This window comes from Lentzea sp. NEAU-D7 (assembly GCF_026242055.1).
Classification (GTDB): Bacteria; Actinomycetota; Actinomycetes; order Mycobacteriales; family Pseudonocardiaceae; genus Lentzea.
On sequence record NZ_JAPJDL010000041.1, the window covers coordinates 1 to 22,343 of the forward strand.

General features: G+C 69.7%; 22 protein-coding genes. 5 read left to right on the forward strand and 17 right to left on the reverse strand.

Annotated features, from left to right (window positions below):
• Nucleotides 1-411: 411 nt before the first annotated feature.
• From ORI60_RS44355 to lysS, 5 genes are all read right to left on the reverse strand, one after another.
• On the reverse strand, nt 412-1,209 hold the full coding sequence (locus tag ORI60_RS44355; protein WP_266044002.1) for an ABC transporter ATP-binding protein: 798 nt from the start codon (nt 1,207-1,209) through the stop codon (nt 412-414).
• The gene (locus ORI60_RS44360; RefSeq protein ID WP_266044003.1) at nt 1,206-2,285 is read right to left on the reverse strand and encodes a FecCD family ABC transporter permease; all 1,080 of its coding nucleotides are present in this window, start codon (nt 2,283-2,285) and stop codon (nt 1,206-1,208) included. Before ORI60_RS44360 ends, ORI60_RS44355 begins: the two co-directional genes overlap by 4 nt.
• On the reverse strand, nt 2,282-3,274 hold the full coding sequence (locus ORI60_RS44365) for a FecCD family ABC transporter permease (protein WP_266044004.1): 993 nt from the start codon (nt 3,272-3,274) through the stop codon (nt 2,282-2,284). The genes ORI60_RS44360 and ORI60_RS44365 overlap by 4 nt, the downstream gene beginning before the upstream one ends.
• Before the next feature lie 313 nt (nt 3,275-3,587).
• A complete protein-coding gene (locus ORI60_RS44370) occupies nt 3,588-3,938 on the reverse strand; it encodes a histone-like nucleoid-structuring protein Lsr2 (protein WP_030477509.1) in 351 nt (116 codons plus the stop codon).
• Nucleotides 3,939-4,051: 113 nt separating this feature from the next.
• Entirely contained in the window at nt 4,052-5,506 is a 1,455-nt protein-coding gene (lysS, locus tag ORI60_RS44375; protein WP_266044021.1) for a lysine--tRNA ligase, read from the reverse strand.
• A 362-nt stretch (nt 5,507-5,868) separates the two neighbouring features.
• Here lysS and ORI60_RS44380 point away from each other — a divergent pair, with 362 nt between their 5' ends.
• Nucleotides 5,869-6,624, forward strand: coding sequence for a class I SAM-dependent methyltransferase (locus tag ORI60_RS44380; protein ID WP_266044005.1), 756 nt, complete (start codon nt 5,869-5,871; stop codon nt 6,622-6,624).
• Here ORI60_RS44380 and ORI60_RS44385 read toward each other — a convergent pair.
• From ORI60_RS44385 to ORI60_RS44405, 5 genes are all read right to left on the reverse strand, one after another.
• On the reverse strand, nt 6,614-7,408 hold the full coding sequence (locus ORI60_RS44385) for a type III pantothenate kinase (protein ID WP_266044006.1): 795 nt from the start codon (nt 7,406-7,408) through the stop codon (nt 6,614-6,616). The genes ORI60_RS44380 and ORI60_RS44385 overlap by 11 nt on opposite strands.
• A gap of 10 nt (nt 7,409-7,418) precedes the next feature.
• On the reverse strand, nt 7,419-7,889 hold the full coding sequence (gene panD, locus ORI60_RS44390) for an aspartate 1-decarboxylase (protein ID WP_266044007.1): 471 nt from the start codon (nt 7,887-7,889) through the stop codon (nt 7,419-7,421).
• 1 nt (nt 7,890) lies between these two features.
• Nucleotides 7,891-8,790, reverse strand: coding sequence for a pantoate--beta-alanine ligase (panC, locus tag ORI60_RS44395; RefSeq protein ID WP_266044008.1), 900 nt, complete (start codon nt 8,788-8,790; stop codon nt 7,891-7,893).
• Nucleotide 8,791: 1 nt separating this feature from the next.
• Nucleotides 8,792-9,682, reverse strand: coding sequence for a Rossmann-like and DUF2520 domain-containing protein (locus tag ORI60_RS44400; RefSeq protein WP_266044009.1), 891 nt, complete (start codon nt 9,680-9,682; stop codon nt 8,792-8,794).
• Nucleotides 9,683-9,784: 102 nt separating this feature from the next.
• Nucleotides 9,785-10,912, reverse strand: coding sequence for a PrsW family intramembrane metalloprotease (locus ORI60_RS44405; RefSeq protein WP_416234599.1), 1,128 nt, complete (start codon nt 10,910-10,912; stop codon nt 9,785-9,787).
• 48 nt (nt 10,913-10,960) lie between these two features.
• Here ORI60_RS44405 and ORI60_RS44410 point away from each other — a divergent pair, with 48 nt between their 5' ends.
• The 3 genes from ORI60_RS44410 to ORI60_RS44420 all read left to right on the forward strand — a co-directional run bounded on the left by ORI60_RS44410 (nt 10,961) and on the right by ORI60_RS44420 (nt 13,679).
• A complete protein-coding gene (locus tag ORI60_RS44410; RefSeq protein WP_266044011.1) occupies nt 10,961-11,875 on the forward strand; it encodes an SAM-dependent methyltransferase in 915 nt (304 codons plus the stop codon).
• Between the two features lie 17 nt (nt 11,876-11,892).
• A complete protein-coding gene (locus ORI60_RS44415) occupies nt 11,893-12,315 on the forward strand; it encodes a DUF1203 domain-containing protein (protein WP_266044012.1) in 423 nt (140 codons plus the stop codon).
• 278 nt (nt 12,316-12,593) lie between these two features.
• Nucleotides 12,594-13,679: an NADH-quinone oxidoreductase subunit D gene (locus tag ORI60_RS44420; protein ID WP_266044013.1), complete on the forward strand. Its 1,086-nt coding sequence runs from the start codon at nt 12,594-12,596 to the stop codon at nt 13,677-13,679.
• On the opposite strand, the gene ORI60_RS44425 is transcribed toward ORI60_RS44420, so the two are convergent.
• From ORI60_RS44425 to ftsH, 7 genes are read right to left on the reverse strand one after another with little or no spacing between them, the layout of a single operon-like run.
• The gene (locus ORI60_RS44425; protein ID WP_266044014.1) at nt 13,680-15,194 is read right to left on the reverse strand and encodes a DUF6779 domain-containing protein; all 1,515 of its coding nucleotides are present in this window, start codon (nt 15,192-15,194) and stop codon (nt 13,680-13,682) included.
• A gap of 50 nt (nt 15,195-15,244) precedes the next feature.
• Nucleotides 15,245-15,697, reverse strand: a complete 453-nt coding sequence (locus ORI60_RS44430; protein ID WP_266044015.1) for a DUF3180 domain-containing protein — start codon at nt 15,695-15,697, stop codon at nt 15,245-15,247.
• Nucleotides 15,694-16,188 carry a 2-amino-4-hydroxy-6-hydroxymethyldihydropteridine diphosphokinase gene (gene folK / locus ORI60_RS44435; RefSeq protein WP_266044016.1) on the reverse strand — a complete coding sequence of 165 codons (495 nt, stop codon included), beginning with the start codon at nt 16,186-16,188 and terminating at the stop codon, nt 15,694-15,696. Before folK ends, ORI60_RS44430 begins: the two co-directional genes overlap by 4 nt.
• Nucleotides 16,185-16,577, reverse strand: coding sequence for a dihydroneopterin aldolase (gene folB, locus ORI60_RS44440; protein WP_266044017.1), 393 nt, complete (start codon nt 16,575-16,577; stop codon nt 16,185-16,187). Before folB ends, folK begins: the two co-directional genes overlap by 4 nt.
• Nucleotides 16,570-17,355 carry a dihydropteroate synthase gene (gene folP, locus ORI60_RS44445; protein ID WP_266044022.1) on the reverse strand — a complete coding sequence of 262 codons (786 nt, stop codon included), beginning with the start codon at nt 17,353-17,355 and terminating at the stop codon, nt 16,570-16,572. Before folP ends, folB begins: the two co-directional genes overlap by 8 nt.
• A gap of 32 nt (nt 17,356-17,387) precedes the next feature.
• The gene (folE, locus tag ORI60_RS44450) at nt 17,388-18,035 is read right to left on the reverse strand and encodes a GTP cyclohydrolase I FolE (RefSeq protein WP_266044018.1); all 648 of its coding nucleotides are present in this window, start codon (nt 18,033-18,035) and stop codon (nt 17,388-17,390) included.
• Nucleotides 18,032-20,227: an ATP-dependent zinc metalloprotease FtsH gene (gene ftsH, locus ORI60_RS44455; RefSeq protein WP_266044019.1), complete on the reverse strand. Its 2,196-nt coding sequence runs from the start codon at nt 20,225-20,227 to the stop codon at nt 18,032-18,034. Before ftsH ends, folE begins: the two co-directional genes overlap by 4 nt.
• A gap of 366 nt (nt 20,228-20,593) precedes the next feature.
• Between ftsH and ORI60_RS44460 the strand changes: the two genes are divergently transcribed.
• Nucleotides 20,594-22,252, forward strand: a complete 1,659-nt coding sequence (locus tag ORI60_RS44460) for a substrate-binding domain-containing protein (protein ID WP_266044020.1) — start codon at nt 20,594-20,596, stop codon at nt 22,250-22,252.
• Nucleotides 22,253-22,343 lie beyond the last annotated feature (91 nt).

Consider the following 22,343-nt stretch of genomic DNA (forward strand, 5'->3'; position numbering starts at 1 on the left):
GTCAAGCGGACACGCTTTTCGTCCGCTTGACACCCCTCCTTGCATGTGGCCCGCTCTTGGTGCGGCTTGTGATGGGACCCCACCGCCAACGCAACCCTCTAAGCAACAGGCAGCCGCCCAACACAACAGGCGTGCCATCAACCCGCGCGTGGCGCGGGCCCCCTGATCAGATTGCCGGGGGTCTGGGGGCAGCGCCCCCAGGGGAAGCACGCAAGGCGACCAGGCCGCCCGCAAGGTGACCACCCGCAAAGCCGCCGCCCGCAAGGTCGCCGCCCGCAAGGTGACCACCCGCAAAGCCGCCGCCCGCAAGGTGACCCGCAAGCTCACCGCCCGCAAGGCGACCACGCTGTCGCAGGCGTCCCCCCGTTCTGGGAACCCCTACATCACAACGTACTCAGAGGGTCCGACAACTCACGGCAACCGATGCCGAGACCCCACAGGCACCACCAACGGCGTCCCAGAAACCGGATCCTCGACAACCCGAGCATCCAACCCGAACACCTCCAGCAACATCTCCTCGGTCAACACCTCACCAGGCGCCCCCTGGGCCACGATCCGCCCGTCCCGCATGGCCACGATGTTGTCCGCATACCGAGCAGCCAGGTTCAGATCGTGCAGCACCATCACGATCGTCCGCCCCATGGACGCGTGCAGCTCCTGCACCAGGTCCAGCACGTCGATCTGGTGCGCAAGGTCCAAGAAGGTCGTCGGCTCGTCCAGCAGCAGCAGATCGGTCCCCTGGGCGAGAGCCATGGAGATCCAGGCCCGCTGCCGCTGCCCACCGGACAGCTCGTCGACGGTCCGCTCTGCCAGATCCAGGATCCCGGTCATGGCCAACGCCGCATCAACAGCGGCAGCGTCGTCCGAGGACCACTGCCGGTACCAGGACTGGTGCGGATGCCGCCCCCGAGCCACCAGGTCGGCCACGGTCAGCCCCTCGGGTGCGGACGGGGCCTGGGGCAACATCCCCAGCACCCGAGCAACGTCCCGGGTGGACATGGAGTCGATCTGCTTGCCGTCCAGCAGCACCGCGCCGGACCGGGCGGGCAGCAGCCGCCCCAGGGCCTTGAGCAGGGTCGACTTGCCGCACCCGTTGGGCCCGATCACCGCGGTCACGGTGCCGCCGATGATCGACAGGTCGAGGTTGTCGACGACCTGCCGTTCCCCGTAGCCCACGCTCAACGACGAAGCCTCAAGACGCACACTCATACCCGCGCCTCCCGGCGGCTTCGGATCAGCAGGAACATCAGGTAGGGCGCTCCGAGCACGGCGGTGACCACGCCGACCGGCAGCTCGGTGCGGTAAACGGTCCGCGCGACCAGGTCCGACAGCATCACGAGCGCGCCACCGACCACCACCGAGCCGAACAGCGGCGGCTGGGCGGTGCCGGACAGGCGGAGGGCGATCTGCGGTGACGCCAGCGCCACGAAGACGATGGGGCCCGCCGCGGCGGTGGCCACCGAGGCCAGCACGATCGCCACGATGATCAGGAACGACCGCGCGACGTTCACTCGCACGCCCAGTCCGCGTGACGTCTGGTCGTCGAACTGCAGCGCGCCCAGGACGTGGCCGCCGATCATGGCCACGGGCACCAGCACGACCAGCGCCAGCGCGACGGGCACGACGTGCTCCCAGCCGCGGCCGTTCAGCGACCCGGTGATCCACACCATCGCGCGGCCCGCGTCCTGCACGTCGCCGACGGTCAGCAGGTAGTGCGTGAAGTTGCCGGCCACGGCGGTGATGCCGATGCCGACCAGCACCATCCGGAAGCCCTCGATGCCCTGCCGCCACGCCAGCGCGTAGACCAGCAGGCCCGCGAACAGGCCACCGGCCAGGCCAGCCAGCGGGACGCCGATCGACGCGGCGGTGCCGGTCACCACGCCCAGCGAACCGGCGAAGGTGATCACCGAGACCGCGCCGGCGCCGGCTCCCCACGTCACGCCGAGGATGTCGGGCGAGGCCAGCGGGTTGCGCACGATGGCCTGGAAGATCGCTCCGGAGAGTCCCAGGGCGCCTCCGACCAGCAGGCCCGTCAGCGCGCGGGGCATCCGCAGCTCCATCACCACGAACTGGTCGCGGCGCGTGCCGCCGCCCAGCAGCGTGTCGACGACCTGGGTCACCGTCAGCGGGAAGTCGCCGATCATGATGTCGGCGACCAGCAACGCCGCCAGGACGACCAGCGAGGCCGCCACCACCAGCAACGGCCGGCGGCGCAGCCGGAACGAGGCCGCGCCCAGCCGCAGGGCGGGCGCCTCGGCCGCGGGGGTCTTGGTCGCGGTCGTCAAATCTTCACCAGCCTCTTGCGCCGCACCAGGAAGATGAAGAACGGAGCGCCGATCAGCGCCAGCATCACGCCGACCTCCACTTCGGAGGGGCGGGCGACCACCCGTCCGACGATGTCGGCGAACAGGATCAGGACCGCTCCGAGCAGTGCCGAGTACGGCAGGATCCAGCGGTAGTCGGGGCCGGTGAACGCGCGCGCGACGTGCGGCACGACGAGCCCCAGGAACCCGATGGGCCCGCACGCGGCGACGGCCCCGCCGACCAGCAGCGTGATGGCGAAGATGCCCAGCGACCGCGTCCTGCTGACGTGGACGCCCAGCGACTTGGCGACGTCCTCGCCCAGCGACATGGCGTTGAGGCCCGGCGCGTTGAACGCCGCGATCACCAGGCCGGCCAGCAGGAACGGCGCCACCTGCGCCAGCACCGTCAGATCGCGGCTGGCGATCGCGCCGACCTGCCAGAACCGGAACGCGTCGAGCGACTGCTGGTCGAGCAGCACGATCGCCGACACCAGGCCGTTCATCAGCGCGGACACCGCGGCACCGGCCAGCGCCAGCGTCACCGGTGACGGGCCGCCCCGCCCGGCCGACCCGAGCAGGAACACCACGACGCTCGCGATCATCGCGCCGGCGAAGGCGAACCAGATGTAGCCGACCAGCGAGTTCACGCCGAGCAGGAAGATCGAGAGCACGACCGCCAGTGCCGCGCCGTGCGTGACGCCGAGGATGCCGGGGTCCGCCAGCGGGTTGCGCGTGTGGCCCTGCATGAGAGCGCCACCCACGCCGAGCGCGATGCCCACCGCGACGCCGAGCAACGTGCGCGGGATCCGCAGCTCGCGGACCACCACGTCGTCCTCGACGCCGGTCGGCGTGAAGAGACCGTGCCACACCCCGGAAAGCGGGATCTCCTTCGAGCCGATCGCGATGCTCGCCACGCACACGGCGACCAGCACGACCAGCAGGAAGAGCAGGCCGAACGACCTACGACCCAAGGCCCACCCTCCTCGATCCAGACAGGAGAGGTAAGCCTAACCGAACCACTTGGTCGCACTGAGGCCCAGGGCGCCGGTTCCGGTCACACCGCCGGCCTCGCCCGCAGAAGAACAGGTCCGGGAAAGATCACCAAACAATGCTCACCAACCCGTTGTCGGGTCAACTAAAAAGTCAGCAGCAAGAGTGTTCACGATCTCGTTTGGATAGCACCGTTCCACCTTCTGCGCACCCGGCGGTGGTCGAACGGTCACTCATATAGCACGAAGGGGTTCCGGGAAGATTCCCCGGAACCCCTTCGTGTTTTGCCGAATTTCAGCCCTGCTGGTGGTAGGCGTCGAGCACCTCGGCCGGGATGCGGCCGCGGTCCGACACCTTCATGCCCTGCTTGCGGGCCCACTCGCGAATGGCCTGGTTCTGCTCACGATCCGCCGATGCGGGGCGCGCCTTCACGCTGCCGGCCGGACGGCCGGGCCCAAGACGCTTACGACCACCCGCGCGACGTGCACTTCCCACGAAGTCGGCAAGAGCATCCCGCAGTTTGCCCGCATTGCCCGAGGAAAGGTCGATGGTGTAGCTGACACCATCCAGTCCGAACTCGACGGTCTCCTCAGCGGTGGAACCGTCCAGATCGTCGACGAGGGTCACCGTGACCTTCTGCGCCATGCGTATCCTCCTGGACCCCGAATGCGCGGTCACCCGCGTGCCAACTAAAGCCTTCTGCGAGGCAGGTTAGCGCACGAGTGCCGCATTGCACCTATCGACATCCGGAAAGTTACTCATTCAGGGCGAACGAGCGGGAACAAGATGGTCTCCCGGATACCCAGACCGGTGAGCGCCATCAGCAGCCGATCGATACCCATTCCGACACCACCACTCGGTGGCATTCCGTACTCCAGTGATCGCAGAAAGTCTTCGTCGATCGGCATGGCCTCGTGGTCACCGGCCGCCGCAAGACGCGCCTGCGCTTCCAGGCGTTCGCGCTCGATGACCGGGTCGACCAGTTCGGAGTAACCCGTGCCGAGTTCGAATCCGCGCACGTAGAGATCCCACTTTTCGGCCACACCCGGCTTGCTGCGGTGCTGCCTGGTCAGCGGGGACGTCTCCACCGGGTAGTCGCGCACGAACGTCGGCGCGTAGAGCGAGTCGCACACCAGGTGCTCCCACAGCTCCTCGACCAGCTTGCCGTGCCCGAACTTGGGGTTGACCTCGAGTTCGTGGCGGTCACAAAGCTTGCGCAGCGTCTCGGCGGGCGTCTCGGGGGTGATTTCCTCACCAACCGCTTCGGACAACGACTCGTAGATGCTCAGCGTCGTCCATTCACCCGAGAGGTCGTACTCGGTGCCGTCCGCCAAGGTGACGATCTGAGAACCCGTCACGGCTTCCGCCGCTTCCTGGATCAGCTCGCGCGTCAGTACCGCGTTCGAGTCGTACGTGGCGTACGCCTCGTAGTACTCCAGCATCGAAAACTCGGGCGAATGCGACGAGTCCACGCCCTCGTTGCGGAAGTTGCGGTTGATCTCGAAGACCTTCTCGATGCCACCGACGACGCAGCGCTTCAAGTACAGCTCCGGCGCGATGCGCAGGAACAGGTCGATGTCGAGCGCGTTCGAGTGCGTGATGAACGGACGCGCGGAGGCACCGCCCTGCAGCGTCTGCAACATCGGCGTCTCGACTTCGAGGAATCCACGCCGGTGGAACGAGTCGCGCAGAGAACGAACGACGTTCGCACGGGTCCGAACAGTGTCGCGCGCCATCGGCCTGAGGATCAGGTCGACGTATCGCTGACGAATGCGGGTTTCCTCGCCGAGTTCCTTGTGCGCGACCGGCAACGGACGCAGCGACTTCGACGTCAGCTGCCACCCGTCGGCCATCACGGAAAGTTCGCCACGACGTGAGCTGATGACCTCACCGCTCACGAAAACGTGGTCACCGAGGTCGACGTCGGTCTTCCACTCGGAAAGCGCTTCTTCACCGACACCGGCAAGGCTCAGCATCGCCTGCAGTTCGGTGCCGTCGCCTTCGCGCAACGTCGCGAAGCACAGCTTTCCGGTGTTGCGCATGAACATCACGCGCCCGGTGACGCCGACCTGCTGGCCCGTCTGCGTGTCCGGCTCGAGATCGGGATGCGCGTCGCGAATCTCGCGCAACGTGTGCGTGCGCGCGACTTCGACGGGATAGGGCTCCTTACCGGAAGCGAGCAGCCGCGCACGCTTCTCCCGGCGCACGCGCATCTGCTCTGGCAGGTCTTCTTCGCTGGTCACGAGGTTTTGCTTCGGCTGCTCACTCACGCGGAGAAGGGTACGGACACCCGTGAAGCCGAAGCGAACCGGATACCCGTTTCACGAGGTGACCGCAACACGCCGACGCCTTGCACGAGAGGCTGAACCTGCGGACGAGCCGCCGTCGCCGCCCTGTCACCGGTGGTACCGCTCAAATCCCTGGGAGCGGCGGACCGGCCGCCCGCTGGTATCGCCGACGGCCGGGCCGCGCGGGTGATCGACCACTACGTCAGACGTGCGAACGAACTCCTCCAGCACGTCGGTGAACCCCACCAGACCATTCTGGACACCGGTGAACTCACTAGGTTGGGGTGATGGATCTACACGCGAGGCGAGCGGACTCGTTCGGCGAGCAGGCCGAGGCCTACGCCGAACACCGGCCTGACTATCCCGTGGCGGCGATCCGGTGGGCTCTGGAGCCGCTGGGCACCGACGAGCGGCTCGACGTGCTCGACCTGGCCGCCGGCACCGGCAAGCTGACCGCGGGACTGTGCGCGGAGGGCCACCGCGTGACAGCAGTGGAGCCCAACGAGCAGATGTTGTCCGAATTGGTGCGCCGCGTTCACGGTGTGCGCGCGCTGCCGGGTCATGCCGAGCACATCCCCGTTCCGGACCAGACGGTCGACGCGGTGTTCGTCGGCACCGCGTTCCACTGGTTCGACCAGGAGAAGGCGTTGCCGGAGATCGCGCGCGTGCTGCGGCCCGGCGGGGTGCTGGCGGCCATGTGGGCCGAGCCGGTCACGGACGTCGAGTGGGTGCGCGAACTCGAGCAGGTGTCGGCGACCAGCGTCGAGTCGCAGCGGCACGACCCCGTCTCGATCATGGCGCACCCGTCGTTCGCGAAGGAGGAGCGCGCCACCTTCCCGCACACCCACCGCCGGGACTCTCCGGAAGCCGCCATCGCCTGGATCAACACGCATTCACGCCTGCTCGTCATCGACGAGGCGGAGCGGGCCGCGATCAACGACAAGGTCCTGGCGTTCCTGCGCGCGCGGCCGGAGACGTCGAACGGGCCGTTCGACGTCCCCCTGCGCGCGGAGGTCTTCCGGATGGTGCGGGTCAGCGAGTAGCGGGCAGGTTGCGCTCGAACACCATGCGCAGGCCCAGCAGGGTCAGGTCGGGCACGTGGTGCGCGATCGTCGAGGACTCGGAGACGACCAGAGGAGCGAGCCCGCCCGTGGCGATGACCGTCACGGGACCGGGGTCGGTCTGCTGGAGCTCCTCGGTGATCTTGCGCACCAGCCCGTCCACCTGGCCGACGAACCCGTAGACGATGCCGGACTGCAGGCACTCCACGGTGTTCTTGCCGATCACGTTGCGGGGCCTGACGAGCTCGACCTTGCGCAGCTGGGCGGCGCGGGAGGCGAGGGCGTCGACCGAGATCTCGATGCCCGGTGCCAGCGCGCCGCCGAGGAACTCGCCGCGCGACGAGATCACGTCGAGGTTCGTGGACGTGCCGAAGTCGACCACGATGCACGAGGTCGCGTAGAGGTGGTGGGCCGCCAGCGTGTTGATCACGCGGTCCGAGCCCACCTCCTTCGGATTGTCGACGAGCAGCGGGACGCCGGTCTTCACGCCCGGCTCCACCAGGATCTTCGGCACCGCGTCGTAGTAGCGGCCGAGCATGACCCGCAGCTCGCGCAGCACCGCGGGCACCGTGGACAGCGCGGAGATGCCGGTGATCTTGTCGGCGTACTCGCCGAGCAGTCCGCGCATGGTCAGCGCGAGCTCGTCGGCGGTCATCCTGGCGTCGGTGCGCATCCGCCAGTCGCGCACGAGCGGGGCCGAGTCGCCGACCCCGTCGTACAGACCGAGCACGATGTTGGTGTTGCCGACGTCGATGGCGAGCAGCACGTTGCGTTCCTCAGTTCTCGGCTTGGATCAACGCGTCCAGCGCTGTCGCTTCCACGGTCTCAGAAGAAGGCGCGCTCGTGGAGCCGTTCACCAGACCGGACCCCTCCGGGGCGTGCGCGGGGTCGCTGCCGAGGTCGACGACCTTGTTGTCGGCGTCCACGAACACGACCCGCGGCTGGTAGGTGCGCGACTCCGCGTCGTCCATCTGCCCGTACGCGATCAGGATCACGATGTCGCCGGGGTGCACGAGGTGCGCCGCGGCGCCGTTGATGCCCAGCACGCCGGTACCGCGCTCGCCGGGGATGACGTAGGTCTCCAGGCGGGCGCCGTTGGTGACGTCGACGATGGCGACCTGCTCGCCGGCCAGCAGGTCGGCGGCCTCCATCAGGTCCTCGTCCACGGTCACCGAACCGACGTAGTGCAGGTCGGCCTGCGTCACCGTGGCGCGGTGGATCTTGGACTTCAGCATCGTGCGGAACATGTCACTCCCCCTGCTCGTCGCCGTCGCCGAGCAACACCGCGATGTTGTCGATCAGGCGGGTGGAACCGACGCGGGCCGCGACCAGCAGCCGGGCGTCGCCGTTCTCCGGTGCGGGACCGAGGTCGACCCCGCGCAGCTCCAGGTAGTCCACTTCGACCTCGGGCACCTGCGCCAGCACGTCGTGCGCGGCCTTGAGTACCGCGTCCGCGCCCTGCGACGACACGTGCGCGCCGGCGGTGAGCGCGGCGGACAGCGTCACGGCGTGGTGGCGCTCCTCCTGGCTCAGGTAGGCGTTGCGCGACGACAACGCGAGGCCGTCGTACTCGCGGACGGTCGGCACGCCGACGACGTCGAGCGGGAAGTTGAGGTCGCGCGCCATCTTGTGGATGAGCTGCAGCTGCTGGTAGTCCTTCTGCCCGAACACCGCGTACGTGGGCTGCACGATGTTGAACAGCTTCGACACGACGGTGAGCACACCCGCGAAGTGGCCGGGGCGGACAGCGCCCTCCAGCTCGTCGCCCAGCGGACCGGGGTGCACGGTGACCTGTGCGCCCTCGGGGTACATGTCCTCGGCGGACGGCGCGAAGACGATGCCCACGCGCTCCTCGCGACAGATGTCCACATCGGACTCGAACTGGCGCGGGTACTTCGCGAGGTCCTCGTTCGGCCCGAACTGCAACGGGTTCACGAAGATCGACACGACGACCACCGTGTTCTGCATGACCTGCGCCTCGCGGATCAGCTGGCGGTGGCCCGCGTGCAGTGCGCCCATGGTGGGCACCAGCGCGACGTTGCGCCCGGCGTTGCGCAGCGCCCTGATGACCCTGTTGAGGCGGACCGGGTCGCGGTGCACCGTGACGTCGTCCGGGCGGTAGTCGTCCTTGGTCAGTGGCTTCGTCACGTCAGTCCTCAAGAGTGGTGCGAACGTCGTTGGCCGCGTCGGGCTTGAGCAGCCCGGAGTCCTCGGCCCGCTCGGCGGTGCGGCGGGCGAGCACGCGGTAGCTGGGAAGGATCTCGGGTGCCTGCTGCGCGAGCACGCCGAGGTGCTTGCGCAAGGTACCCGTGTCGCCTCGGGCGACAGGACCGGTGAGGGCGCGGTCGCCGTGCCGCAGCGCGTTGTCGAGCGCGGCGGACAGCAACGGGCCGAGCAGGCGCTCGGCGTTGGCGACCCCGGAGCCGGTGAGCAGGTCCGCGGCGTCGCGGACCAGGGTGATCAGGTGGTTCGCGCCGTGGGCCAGCGCCGAGTGGTAGAGCGGGCGGACTGCCTCGGGGATCCGGACCGGGTCCGCGTCCATCTCGACGACCAGCGCCTCGCCGACGCTCCAGGCCACCTCGTCGCCGTCCGCGGCCGTGACGCCGACGCAGGCGGCGCTCATCCGCTGCAGGTCCTCGGAGCGGCCGGTGAACGTCATGACGGGGTGCAGCGCGAGCGTGAGCGCGCCCAGTTCGGCAGCGGGTTCGAGGACCCGCACGCCCATCGCGCCGCTGGTGTGCACGACGATCTGGCCCGCGCGCAGAGATCCGGTGGCGACAAGGCCCTTGACCAGGCCTTCCAGCTCGTCGTCCGGCACGGCCAGCAGCACCAGGTCGGCGCGCGCGGCGACCTCGGTGGGGTCGGCGACCGGGACGCCGGGCAGCAGCTCGTCCGCGCGGTTGCGGGAGGCCTGGGAGACGGCGGAAACGCCGGTCACCACGTGGCCCGTCCTGGCCAGCGCGGCGCCCAGCACGGAACCGACGCGGCCTGCCGAGATGACTCCTACGGCGAGCCTCGCCGGACGTGGGGTCGCGTCCATGCGACTAACTCCTTCTGACGTTCCAGTCCCTGGTGCGGGTACCGGACGACGCCGCCGAGGGTAGCTCCGCCGAGTGCCCCTGAACCCGCTCGGTGACGGGATTCACCGGCGGGCGGCGGCCCTGGCGGCGTGCAACGTGTCGAGCAGCACCCCGTGGCGCTGCTCGGCGCTCTGACCGGCCGTTCCCTGCTCGATGCGGTGCCGCAGGAAGGCCAGCTCGGTGACGGCGATCTGGTAGTTCTTCACGGCCTTGACCGACGTCTCGCCCGACTTGCGCTTGACCGCCCGCAACCAGTTCCGCCGGCCGTTGAGGCTGGCCAGCAGGGCGACCTCGCTGTTGGCGATCCACCGGTTCTGCGCCATCGCGGCGAGCTGCCCGGCGACGATCCGCTGCTCGCGCCTGCGCTGCCACACCACGATCGCGACGGCGCCGGCGAACACCGGGACCATGATCAGGAAGTACAGGTTGATGAAGGCCGAGCCGGTGCCGACGGTGGTCGAGAAGTTCCACAGCGAGTGCAGCCCGACGGCGGTGAGGTAGCCGCCGATCGGCGCGATGATGCGCACCGTGGCGTTGCCGGTGGTCGCCGCGATGCCGACACCGATGCCGGTCATGGCCGTGAACAGCGGGTGCGCGAACGGCGAGAGCACCCCGCGCAGCACGAACAGCGCGATCACACCGCCGCTCAGGTCGCCGAGGCCGTTCTCCAGGAAGACCCGGCCGAAGTACCAGATGTTCTCGGTGAACGCGAAGCCCGCGGCCGTGATGCCGGCGTAGACCATGCCGTCCACGACCCCGTCGAACTCGTGGCGGCGGCGGACGAACACGGCGATGAGGAAGACGGCCTTGGTGGCCTCCTCGACGATCGGCGCGCCGACGACGGCCGTGAACGTCGTGCCGTCGTCGGTCAGCAGGTTGCCGAGCACCCTGGACGTCTGATTGAACGCGAGCGAGCTGATGGTCGCGCCGCACGAGCCCCAGACGAACGCGAAGAGCAGCATCTTCGCCGGTTCCGGTTCCCAGCGGTCGATCCAGAGGAAGGCGCTCACCACGAACGCGACGGGGATCAGCGCGGCGGCGGCACCGACCAGCAGCGGCTCGATGCCGATGCTCGACGTGCCCAGCGCGAACAGCACGAGCCCGGCCGCGGCGAGTGCGATCAGCGCCACGACGGGGAAGAGGACGGTCCAGCGGCGCTGCTCGATGCGCTTCTTCGTCGGCGTCGGCATGGGGTCGGCGTCGGTCACGGGAAATGACCTTAGATGCACACTTGTCCGATGTTCGACTGGGAAGCCGCTTGGCACGCCGCGCTGTACGGCCCCGGTGGCTTCTTCGCCCGCGGCGAGAAGCCGTCCGCGCACTTCCGGACGTCTCCGCTGGTCGGACCGGAGCTGGCACAGGCCCTGCTGACCTTGCTGTCGCGCGTGGACGCCGCGCTCGGATTTCCCCCGGTCGTGGACTTCGTGGACGTGGGCGCGGGCGGCGGTGAACTGGCGTTCGCGGTGCGCTCGCTGGCGTCCGGATCACTGGCGGCGCGGCTCCGGGTGACCGCGGTCGAGGTCGGACCTCACGTTGAGCTGCCAGGGGTTCGGTGGACCTCCTCCGTGCCGTCGTGCGCCGGGCTGCTGATCGGGCACGAGTGGCTCGACGCGATCCCCTGCCCGGTGGTGACCGGGCCTTCCGACGACCCGTGGATCACCCGGTGGTGGCCTTCGCTGGCCGACGGCGACCTGGCAGAGGTGGGGGCGCCCCGGGACGCGGCCTGGGCCGCGGCGGTGTCGTCGGTGCGCGGTGCGGCGCTGGCGATCGACTACGGGCATCTGGTGTCGTCGCGGCGGTTCACGCTGACCGGGTACCGGGGCGGGCGGCAGGTGGAGCCCGTGTTCGACGGGTCCTGCGACATCACGGCGCACGTCGCGTTCGACGCCTGTGCCGCGGCGGCGGGCGGGGACTGGGTACTGGTGTCGCAGCGGGATGCGTTGCGCGCCTTGGGGTTGACCGGTGCCGCGTCCGGTTCCGGGTGGGACTGGCTGGAGTCGGCCGCGCGGGCCGGGCGGATCGCCGAGCTGCGTGATCCGTCGGGGCTGGGTGGCTTCGGGTGGCTGCTGCACGGGTGCGGGGTGGTGGTCGCGGACCTGCTGCCCGCGTTGCCGCCCTGGCGTCCGAATCCCGCCAGCTTTCCGGAGTTCTGACCGCCATCGTCGGGGTCATGCGAATTCACAACGTCCTGCCTTCGGCCGCGCTGGCCGACCCCGGGCGCGAGTACCGCGCCTCCGAGCCCGGGGTGCCGTTGCGCTGCTGCCTGCGCAAGTCGCTGGCCGGGGAGCCGGTCTGGTTGTTCCGGCACTCGCCTGCTGTGGGCAAGGGTCCGTACCGCGAGGTCGGCCCGATCTTCACGCACGTGGAGTGCCCGGACTCGCCTTCGTTGGATCGTCTCCCTGTTGAGTTGTTGAACAATCCCCGGATCCTTCGTTCCTACAACGCCGCTGGTCAGATCTACGACGGCGAGGTGGTGGAGCCGGGTTCGTTCGATCGTGTGATCGCCGGATTGTTCAACAATCCTTCGATTGAGGCGATTCAGGTTCGGAGCTTGTCGCACGGGTGCTTCTTCTTCGCGGTCACGAGGTCGTGAGGCGGACCCGGCCCGATCGGAGCCTCAGGGAACTCGCCGGAACGGCCAGCCCCGATGCAGGCACTTCCGATACGACCTTTCCGATGTGGTCATGTCCGCCTCGGCGACGTCCCTCCCCACCGCGCTCCTCCCAGCCCGACCCGAGGCGGCCAACCAGGTGCCGGCCAAGCCCCGGTCCAGCCGCCTCCAGCGCGGCCTTCCCCAACATCCCCAGCCACCGGACCGCGACGCCCGCGACCGTGCGGCAGCGGATTCGCGGCCCGTGAAACCATGCTCGGGTGAGCGAGCAGATCACCGTCGGCGTAGGCGCAGGCGCCCGCTACCTGGGTGTGGACCGCGTGATCGACCTGGGTCCACTGCACCCCTCGGCCCACGGCGCCTACCGCCTGCGCCTGACCGTCACGCCGGAACTCGTGATCACCGCCGCCGAGCCGCTGGTGGGTCACCTGCACCGCGGCGCCGAGAAGCTCTTCGAGGTTCGTGACTACCGGCAGGTCCTGACGCTCGCCAACCGCCACGACTGGCTTTCGGCGTTCTGCAACGAGCTCGCCGTCGCCCTGGCCGTGGAACGCATGACGGGCATGGACGTGCCGGCCCGCGCGCAGTGGTTGCGCGCTCTGCTGTGCGAGCTGAACCGGCTGATGGCGCACATGGTCTTCCTGACCCCGTTGTCCCCCAACGCCGCCACCTACCGCGAGGGCGTGCAGGCGCTGATGGAGGAGGCTTCGGGCGGGCGCATCCACTTCATGTTCAACAGGATCGGCGGGCTGCGCGAGGACGTCCCGGCCGGCTGGACCGAGCGGGTCGCCGCATTCCTGTCCACTGTGGACGTGGCAACCCTGCCCGTCGATTTCGGTGCGCTCGAAGGACTTGGTGTCCTGCCCCACGAGGACGCGCTGGCGTTCGGCGTCACCGGGCCCATCGGCCGGGCCAGCGGGGTGGACTTCGACCTGCGCCGTGACGACCCGTTGCCTGCCTACAAGGCCTTGGGCTTCTCCCCCGTGGTCCGGACCGAGGGGGACGCGGCCGCGCGCGTCCGGTGCCTTCTCGACGAGGTGCGGAAGTCGGTGGAGCTGGCTCGCGCGTGCCTGGAGCAGGTGCCACAGGGGCCGGTGAACCTCCGGCTGCCCAAGGCCATCAAGGCACCGGAGGGTTCCGTCTACACGCGCGTCGAGGCGCCGTTGGGCACCTCTGGAGTGCACCTGTCGTCACGTGGCGAGAAGACGCCGTGGCGGCTCAAGCTCCGCACGCCGTCGTTCAACAACGTTCAGGCGCTGTCCGCGCTCCTGCCCGGCACGAAGGTGGACGACCTGCCTGCCGTGCTGAGCTCGTTCGCCGTCATCGTCGGCGACATCGACAAGTAGCTAGTCGTCGCGGCGGCGCCGGCGGCGCGGGGCGTCGCCTCCACCCAGCGATGCCAGCAGTTCGCTCACCGACTTGCCGTCCGCGTGCGCGCCCGACGGGTCTTCCGGCGCGGCGCGGCGGCCCGTCGAGACCGCGGGCAGGCGGGTGGACGAGTCCTCGGCGACGCGGCGGCCGGAGACCGGGGGCTCGTCGGCCGGGGAACGCCTGCCGGGCGAGACCGCGGGGAGCCTGGCCGACGACTGCTCGGCCGCGGAACGGCGGCCCACCGGGGGCAGCGACACCAGCGAGTCCTCGGAGGCGGTGCGGCGGGACGGCCGTTCCTCGGAGCGGCGGCCGGAACTGGGGGCGTCCGGCTTCAGGGTTTCCCACGAACCGCTGTCCTGCACGGGCGCCGGGGTCTGGGCCGGGCGGTCGCCCGCACGGCGGCGGCCTCCGCCGGCGGCCAGGGCCTTCGGGTCGATCATCTCGGTGCGCTCGGCTACGCGGGAGCGCTGTTCGGGCTTGCGGGTCTCGACGACCGGCTTCGCGATCGGCTTCGCGGCCGCCGCGGGAGCCTTCGGAGGCTGTTCCGGGCGCTGCGACGGCTCGGGCCGGGCCGGCGGCTGCTGCGGGCGCTGCACCCGCTCGGTGCGGTGGACCTGCGCCTGCACCGGCTGGGCCTTCACGGTGGGAGGCGGCGGGGCTTTCTGCGGAGCCGGGGCGGCGCTGCCGAGCCTGGCGGAGACGGCCGCGGCCGCCGCGGCGGGACGGGGCTGCGGGCGCGGCGGTTCCTGCTGCTTCGGGGCCTTCACGGGCTCGCGGCGGACCACGGCGGGCTGCGGGCGCGGCGAGTTCCTGGCCGGATCCGGGCGGACGGGCTCGGGACGCGCCTGCTCGCGGCGCGGGGGCTGCATCTTGGCGTCGTGGGCGACGCGCTCGATCAGCTCGGTGCGCTCGGACGGCTTCTCCGAGGTGACGGACGACGTCGCGGTGATCACCGGCTTGGCGTTGATGACGCGCTGCTCGGGCGCCGCCGTCAGCCGGGCCGCTTCCGAGCCGAGTGAACGCAGGCGGGTCGACTCGGCGCGCAGGGCCACGCGCTCGACGAGGACGTCACCGCCGAGCAGGGCCTGGAGGTTGTCGCGCAGCGCGTGGAGGTCGGCGCGCAGGGCCTCGATGTCCGCGCGCGACTCCTCCTCGATGCGCTTGCGGGTCTCCGACTCGATCTCGAGCTCGTACTCCCGGCGCGCGGCGACCTCGCGCTCCAGTTCCAGTTCGTAGACGGACTGGAGATCGGCCACCTCGTCGTCACGTTCCGTGACCTGCCTGCGATACCTCGCAGCGAGGAAGGCACCCACCAGAGCCGCCCACAACGCGGCCACCACGGCCAGACGCAGCATCCGGGCGCTGTCGCTCAGCACGAGCACCGCCGCAGCCACGAGGGCGAGCGCCAGTGCCGCTACCAACAGCAATCGCCCTGAGCCACGACCGTGATCATCTTGCTCGTCGTCGGTCGACGCGCCTCGCCCGGTCATGCGCACTACGGTACCGCGTAGTTATGTGACTGAGACCTACGGCCGGGTATCTAATCCGTCCCGGAACTCTCGTCCGGCGTCCTGCAGCAGTGCTCCAGCCACAGCGCGGCAGCCGTCAGCGCGACCGCCGCGATCATCCCGACAACGGCCGCCACCAGGTCGTTCGAGGCCGCGGGGAACGAGTCGCGGACGGGCAGCACGAAGATCAGCAAGCCGGTCCAGACACCGAACATCAAAGCGCCCAGAACGGACGACGCCTTCGCCAGCACGACCGCTCGGGCGGCCGTCAGCGGCTGCACCGGACGAGCGCCCTGCCGGCGCTGGATCCTGGCCCGCAAAGAGAACGCGAACACGGTCTCCGCGACCGCGATGACGAACAGCGTCGACCCGGCCAGCAGAGGCAACGGCGGCAACGAGTCGTACGTGAGCCGCAGCAGCAGATGCGCGAGCAGACCGCCGACGATCGCAACGGCCGCGAGGTCACGGGGACGGGTGAACTTCACGCTTCCATCCAACCCGAAAGCACGAGATCGTCACGCCGCCGCACGCCCTCGGCGGAGAACTCCAGGCCCGCAACGGGTCCGTGGCCCGCCAGCACCGCATCCGGCTCGACGTCCAGCCACGGGATGAGGACCGTCGCGCGCTCAAACGCCCCAGGATGCGGCAGGAGCAACTCCGGGTGGTCCGAAGTCACCCCGTCCACCGAAACCACGTCCACGTCCAACGTGCGGGGCCCCCAGCGCTTCTCCCGCACGCGCCCGGCGGCGTTCTCCAGCGCCTGGCCGCGCCGCAGCCAGCCCCACTCGTCCACGTCGTCCGAAGAGACGATCACGACCGCGTTCAGGAAGTCCGGCTGGTCCTCGACACCCCACGCCGCCGTCTCGTACACCGGCGAGACGGCGACGACGAACGGCCGCAGCCCGTCCACGACGGACTGCAGGAACCGCAACCGGTCGCCGAGGTTCGAGCCGATCGAGAGGACCGCGCGGCTCAACGGGCTTCCTTGGGCAGCGGCGCGGCCAGCCGGCGCGACCGGCGGATCGTCACCGACACGTCGTCGAACGTCAGCGGGATCGGCGCGGACGGCTTGTGCAGCGTCACCTCGACCGCGTGCAGCCGTGAGTCGGCCATCGCGGCGTCGGCGATCCGGCCGGCCACGGTCTCGATGAGATCGCACGGCTCACCGCCGATGATCGCCGCGGCCATCTCGGCCAGTTCGCCGTAGTGGTAGGTCTCCTTCAGGTCGTCGGTGCGGGACGCCGCGCTCAGGTCGAGCCAGAGCGTGATGTCGACGACGAACTCCTGCCCGTCGCGCTTCTCGTGCTCGAACACCCCGTGGTTGCCGCGCACCCGCAGGCCCGTCAACGCGATCCGGTCAGCCATGTCCCCGCCTCCACGCACCGGCGACGGCGACCGCGTCCAGCGTCCGGTCGACGTCGTGCACCCGCACACCCCACGCTCCGTTGAACGCGGCCAGAGCGGACACCGCCGCGGTCGCGTCCTCCCTGCCGTCCGGTGGACGGTTGCCGAGCAACGTGCCGAGGAAGCGTTTGCGCGACGCCCCCACCAGCACCGGGAAGCCCAGATCGACCAGTTCGTCCAGGCGCTGCAACAACTCCCAGTTGTGGTCGCCGAGCTTCGCGAACCCCAGCCCGGGGTCGAGCACGATCGACGACTCCGCGACGCCGGCGGCCAGCGCGGCCTCGACGCGCTCCAGCAACTCCGTGCGCACGTCCGTCACCACGTCGTCGTACGTCGCCAGCGCGTCCATCTCCGTGCTGTGCCCGCGCCAGTGCATGAGCACGTACGGAACCCCGGCCGCGGCGACGACGGCGGCCATCTCGGGATCGGCCAGGCCGCCGGACACGTCGTTCACGATCGACGCGCCCGCCTCCAGCGCCGCTCCGGCCACGGAGGCGCGCATGGTGTCCACGCTGACCGGCACGCCCTCGGCGGTCAGCGCCCGGATCACCGGCACGATGCGCGCGATCTCCTCGGCCGGCTCGACGCGCCCGGCACCGGGCCGGGTCGACTCACCCCCGACGTCGATCACATCCGCACCGCGCTTGAACATCTCGACGCCGTGCGCGACGGCGTCCCGGCGGTCGATGTAGCGGCCGCCGTCGGAGAACGAGTCGGGCGTCACGTTCAGGACACCCATCACGACGCAGCGGCCGGGACGAGGCAGACCGTTCACCTCGACCGGCCCCTGATCAGTTCGATCGCTTCCGCCCGCGAGGACGCGGACGTGCGCAGCAACCCCCGCACCGCCGACGTCGTCGTGCGCGAACCGGGCTTGCGCACACCGCGCATGCCCATGCACAGGTGCTCGGCCTCCATCACGACGATCACGCCGCGCGGCTCGAGCTTGCGCACCAGGGCGTCCGCGACCTGCGACGTCAGCCGCTCCTGCACCTGCGGCCGCTTCGAGTAGAGGTCGACGAGCCTCGCGAGCTTCGACAACCCCGTCACGCGGCCGTGCTCGTTCGGGATGTACCCGACGTGCGCGACGCCGTGGAACGGCAGCAGGTGGTGCTCGCAGAAGCTGAACATCGGGATGTCCGTGACGAGGACGAGCTCCTCGTGGCTCTCGTCGAACGTCTTCGCGAGGACGCTGTCCGGATCGGTGTAGAGCCCGGCGAACAACTCCTGGTAAGCGCGCGCCACCCGTCCGGGCGTCTCGCGCAGGCCCTCCCGGTCGGGATCCTCACCGCACGCGATCAACAGCTCGCGCACCGCAGCCTCTGCGCGGTCGTGGTCGAAGACCCGCTGCGCGGAGACGCCGGCCTCCCCGTGGTGGGTGAGGCCGGCGTCTCCGTCGAGCTGGTGTTGCTCTGTCACTGCCGCTCGTCCTGGTCCGGCTGCGGCTTCTTCGGCTCCCAGACGTTGTGCGGCTTGCCGCCGGGCACCGTCGCCGGGGTCCATCCGGGCGGGGCGCCGTAGTTCGGCGGACCCGCCTGGTTCGAAGGCTGACCGGGCTGGTGAGCACCGTTCGACCCGTTGGGCGACGGCAGTGCCTCGGTGGCCGGTTCCGCGGCGGCGGGCTCCGCCTGCTGCGACTCCGGCTCGTCGTCGAGGGTGTCCTCGACGACGGGAGGCCACGGCTCGCCGCGTTCCTTGGCGAGCTCGCCGGGCGTCTTGATCGGCGGGATGTCGGACGGCGTGCGGTCACCGAAGTCGTTGAACTGGGTGATGCGCGGCCGCTTCTCGACGCGGGCGAAGATCCGCTCCAGTTCCTTCTGGTGCAGGGTCTCCTTCTCGATCAGCTCGAGCGTGAGGTCGTCGAGGACGTCGCGGTAGGTGACGAGCACCTCGTACGCCTCGGTGTGCGCGGCCTCGATGAGCTTGCGCACCTCCTCGTCGATCTCGTGCGCGACCTCCAGCGAGTAGTCCGCCTGGCGACCGGCCGAGCGACCGAGGAACGGCTCGCCCTGCTCCTGCCCGTACTTCACGGCGCCGAGCTTCGCGCTCATGCCGTACTCGGTGACCATCGCGCGAGCGATCTTGGTCGCCTGCTCGATGTCGTTGGACGCACCCGTCGTGGGCTCGTGGAAGACGAGCTCCTCGGCGGAACGGCCACCCAGTGCGAACACCAGTCGCGCGATCATCTCGGACCTGGTCATCAGGTCCTTGTCCTCTTCCGGCACCGAGAGGGTGTGACCACCCGTGCGGCCGCGGGCGAGGATGGTGACCTTGTAGACCGGGTCGATGTCCGGCATCGCCCACGCGGCCAGGGCGTGCCCGGCCTCGTGGTACGCGGTGATCTTCTTCTCCTTCTCGGAGATGATCCGGCTCTTGCGGGCCGGACCGCCGATCACGCGGTCCACCGACTCCTCGAGGGCCGCACCGTCGATGGTGTGGCCGTTCTGGCGCGCGGTGAGCAGAGCGGCCTCGTTGATGACGTTCGCGAGGTCGGCGCCGGAGAACCCGACGGTGCGCTTCGCGAGGCCGTCGAGGTCCGCGTCCGCGGCCAGCGGCTTGCCCTTCGAGTGCACGCGCAGGATCTGCTTGCGGCCCTTCAGGTCCGGTGCGGACACCGGGATCTGGCGGTCGAAGCGGCCGGGGCGCAGCAGGGCCGGGTCGAGGATGTCGGGACGGTTCGTCGCCGCGATGAGGATGATCCCGCCGCGCGAGTCGAAGCCGTCCATCTCGACGAGCAGCTGGTTCAGCGTCTGCTCGCGCTCGTCGTGCCCGCCGCCGAGACCGGCACCGCGGTGGCGGCCCACCGCGTCGATCTCGTCGACGAAGATGATGCACGGCGCGTTCTGCTTGGCCTGCTCGAACAGGTCACGCACACGCGAGGCACCGACACCGACGAACATCTCGACGAAGTCCGAACCGGAGATCGAGTAGAACGGCACGCCCGCCTCGCCGGCGACGGCTCGGGCGAGCAGCGTCTTGCCGGTTCCCGGCGGGCCGTAGAGCAGCACGCCCTTCGGGATCTTCGCGCCGAGTGCCTGGTAGCGGCCGGGGTTCTGGAGGAAGTCCTTGATCTCTTCCAGTTCCTCGACGGCCTCTTCGGCACCGGCGACGTCGGCGAACGTCGTCTTGGGCATGTCCTTGGACAACTGCTTGGCCTTGGACTTGCCGAAGTTCAGGACGCGGTTTCCGCCGCCCTGAGCGTTGTTCATCATCCACATGAGCAGCAGCAACAGCAGGCCGAGCGGGACGAGGTAGATCAAGATCTGCATCAGGATGGACTCCTGGCTGACCTTGGTCTCGACCGTCGGCTTGTTGCCGGCCTGGTCGAGGACGGTGAAGATCTCGTCCGTCGAGCTGGCCGGGAACTGCGTGATCAGGCGGTTGCTGCCCTCGAAGGTGGTGCCGTCGGTGAGGGTGAGTCGGAGACGCTGCTCCTTGTCCTCGATCGTGGCTTCCTTGACCTTGCCGTCCCTGACCTGTTGCAGTGCTTGGGACGTCTTGACCGGGTGATACCCCCGTGAGTCGTCAAAGAGCACGGTGAAGACGAAGTAGAGCAGCAACACCGCAGCGATCCACAGCAGCGGGTTGCGAAGCAGGCGCTTGCGGTCCATGCACTTACGGCCGGCGGGCGGCCTCGACCCTCCCTGACTTGCGCGTCGGGCAGTGGAAGACCCACATACCGCGTCCGACCAGCCTACCGCTCACTGGCCGGGTACTGAGCAACCAACGGGCGGGGGCCATCTGTGGTTCCCGCGGGTGACCCCCACCACGCATGTTCACGCACTTTGGTTCATCCGGAACAAATACGGCCGTCCAGACGAGTGACGCAGGTCACGCCATCTCATTACGTTTGCGGGTCACATGTCATCCTCATTCATCCCCCGAGTGTTCCCCCGCCACTCGAAAGAGTGAACACGTGACCGAAGGTAAGTAACTGTATGTCAGCACGTCATACGTCCCCCGGATTGTTCCGGCGGGTGGCCCTCCCCGTGGCCGCCCTGCTCGGGGTGGTCGCGGCGGCGGGCGTCACGGTCGTGGCACTGCGTGCCACCAGCGGTGCCGACTGCTCCGGCGCACTGCCGTTGAAGATCGCCGTCACCCCAGCCGCCCTGGATGTGGTGAACGCGGCCGCGCAGGACTACCAGAGATCACAACCGGTCGTGCGCGGCCGGTGCGTCCAGGTCCAGGTCGAGTCGCGCAACGCGGCCGACGTGGCGAACGAGCTCCCCACCGCGCAGATCAACCCCCACTCCCTCTGGATCCCGGACTCCTCGATGTGGGCGGCCGAGGCCCAGCGCCAGGCCGCCGAGACCGGCCCGGAGGCCCCGAAGCTCGACATCAAGCCCTCGCTGGCGTCCAGCCCGCTGGTGATGGCGGGTTCCGAGCAGGCGATGTCCAAGATCGGCTTCCCGGTCACCCCCGTCTCGTGGGCCAAGGTCGTGGACCCGAAGGTCCAGATCTCCATGAGCGACCCGACGATGACGTCGGAGGGCCTCGCCTCGCTGTTCGTGATCCGCACCCTGCTGGGCAACCCGGACGGAACGCCCAAGCCCGAGCTGGTCGGCACCCTCCTGCGCGTGGGCCGCAGCGCCGTCCCGTCGGTCCGCGACTCGTTCGGCAAGGTCACCACGGACGCGGACAAGGCACCGCTCTTCGCCGCGACCGAGCAGTCGGTGGTGGCCAACAACCGCTCGGCGAAGGACAACGCCGTCCTGGGCGCCCCGCCCAAGGAGGGCACGCTCTCGTTCGACTACCCGCTGGTCCGGGTCTCCCGCCCGAACGAGCCGGAGGGCATCGGCGAGGCCGCGGCCGAGTTCGAGAAGGTCCTCCGCTCCGGCGACACCTCCAAGCGCTTCGGCGAGGCGGGCTTCCGCACGGTGGGCGGCGCCGCCCCCGCGAAGTGGAGCACCGACGTGGAGGGCGTCCAGGCGGGTGACGTCAAGCTGATCGAGACCCCGAACGCCGACCAGGTCTCCGAGCTCCTGCGCACGTGGGGCGCCATCAGCCTCGACATGCGCATGCTGACGGTCATCGACGTCTCCGGCTCGATGATCGAGAAGAGCGGCAACGGCAAGACCCGCGTGGAGTCCGCCACCGAGGCGTCCATGACAGCTCTCTCGATGCTCCCGGACACCACGGCGATCGGCCTCTGGGCCTTCTCGACCGACAAGAAGCCGCCGAACGACTGGATCGAGCTGGTCCCGATCGGCCCGCTGGGCGAACCCCTGGCCGGCGTCACGCGCCGCAAGCGCCTGGAGGCGGGCGCCTCGCAGCTGCCGGGCCTCGTCGGCGGCGGCACGGCCCTGAACGACACGACGCTGGCCGCCTACCGCCACGTCCTGAAGGGCTACGACCCGTCGAAGGTCAACTCGGTCGTCCTGATGACCGACGGCCGCAACGACGACGTCTCGTCGATCGACACCAACGCGCTGATCGAGACGCTGAAGCGGGAGTCCGACCCCGCGAAGCCCGTTCCGGTCATCATGGTCGGCCTCGGCGACGAGGTGGACATGGAGGCGCTGCGCGCGATCTCCGCCGCGACCGGCGGCAAGGCGTACCAGGCGCCGAACCCGGAGGACATCCGCGGCGTGCTGCTCGACGCCGTCTCGCAGCGGCGGTGCCGTCCGAACTGCTGACCGCACGACGCGAGCGGGGCGTCTCCGCACTCTCGAGGAGTGTGGAGACGCCCCGCTCGGGGTTGGTGCCGGAGCGAGGGTGGGGGGTGGC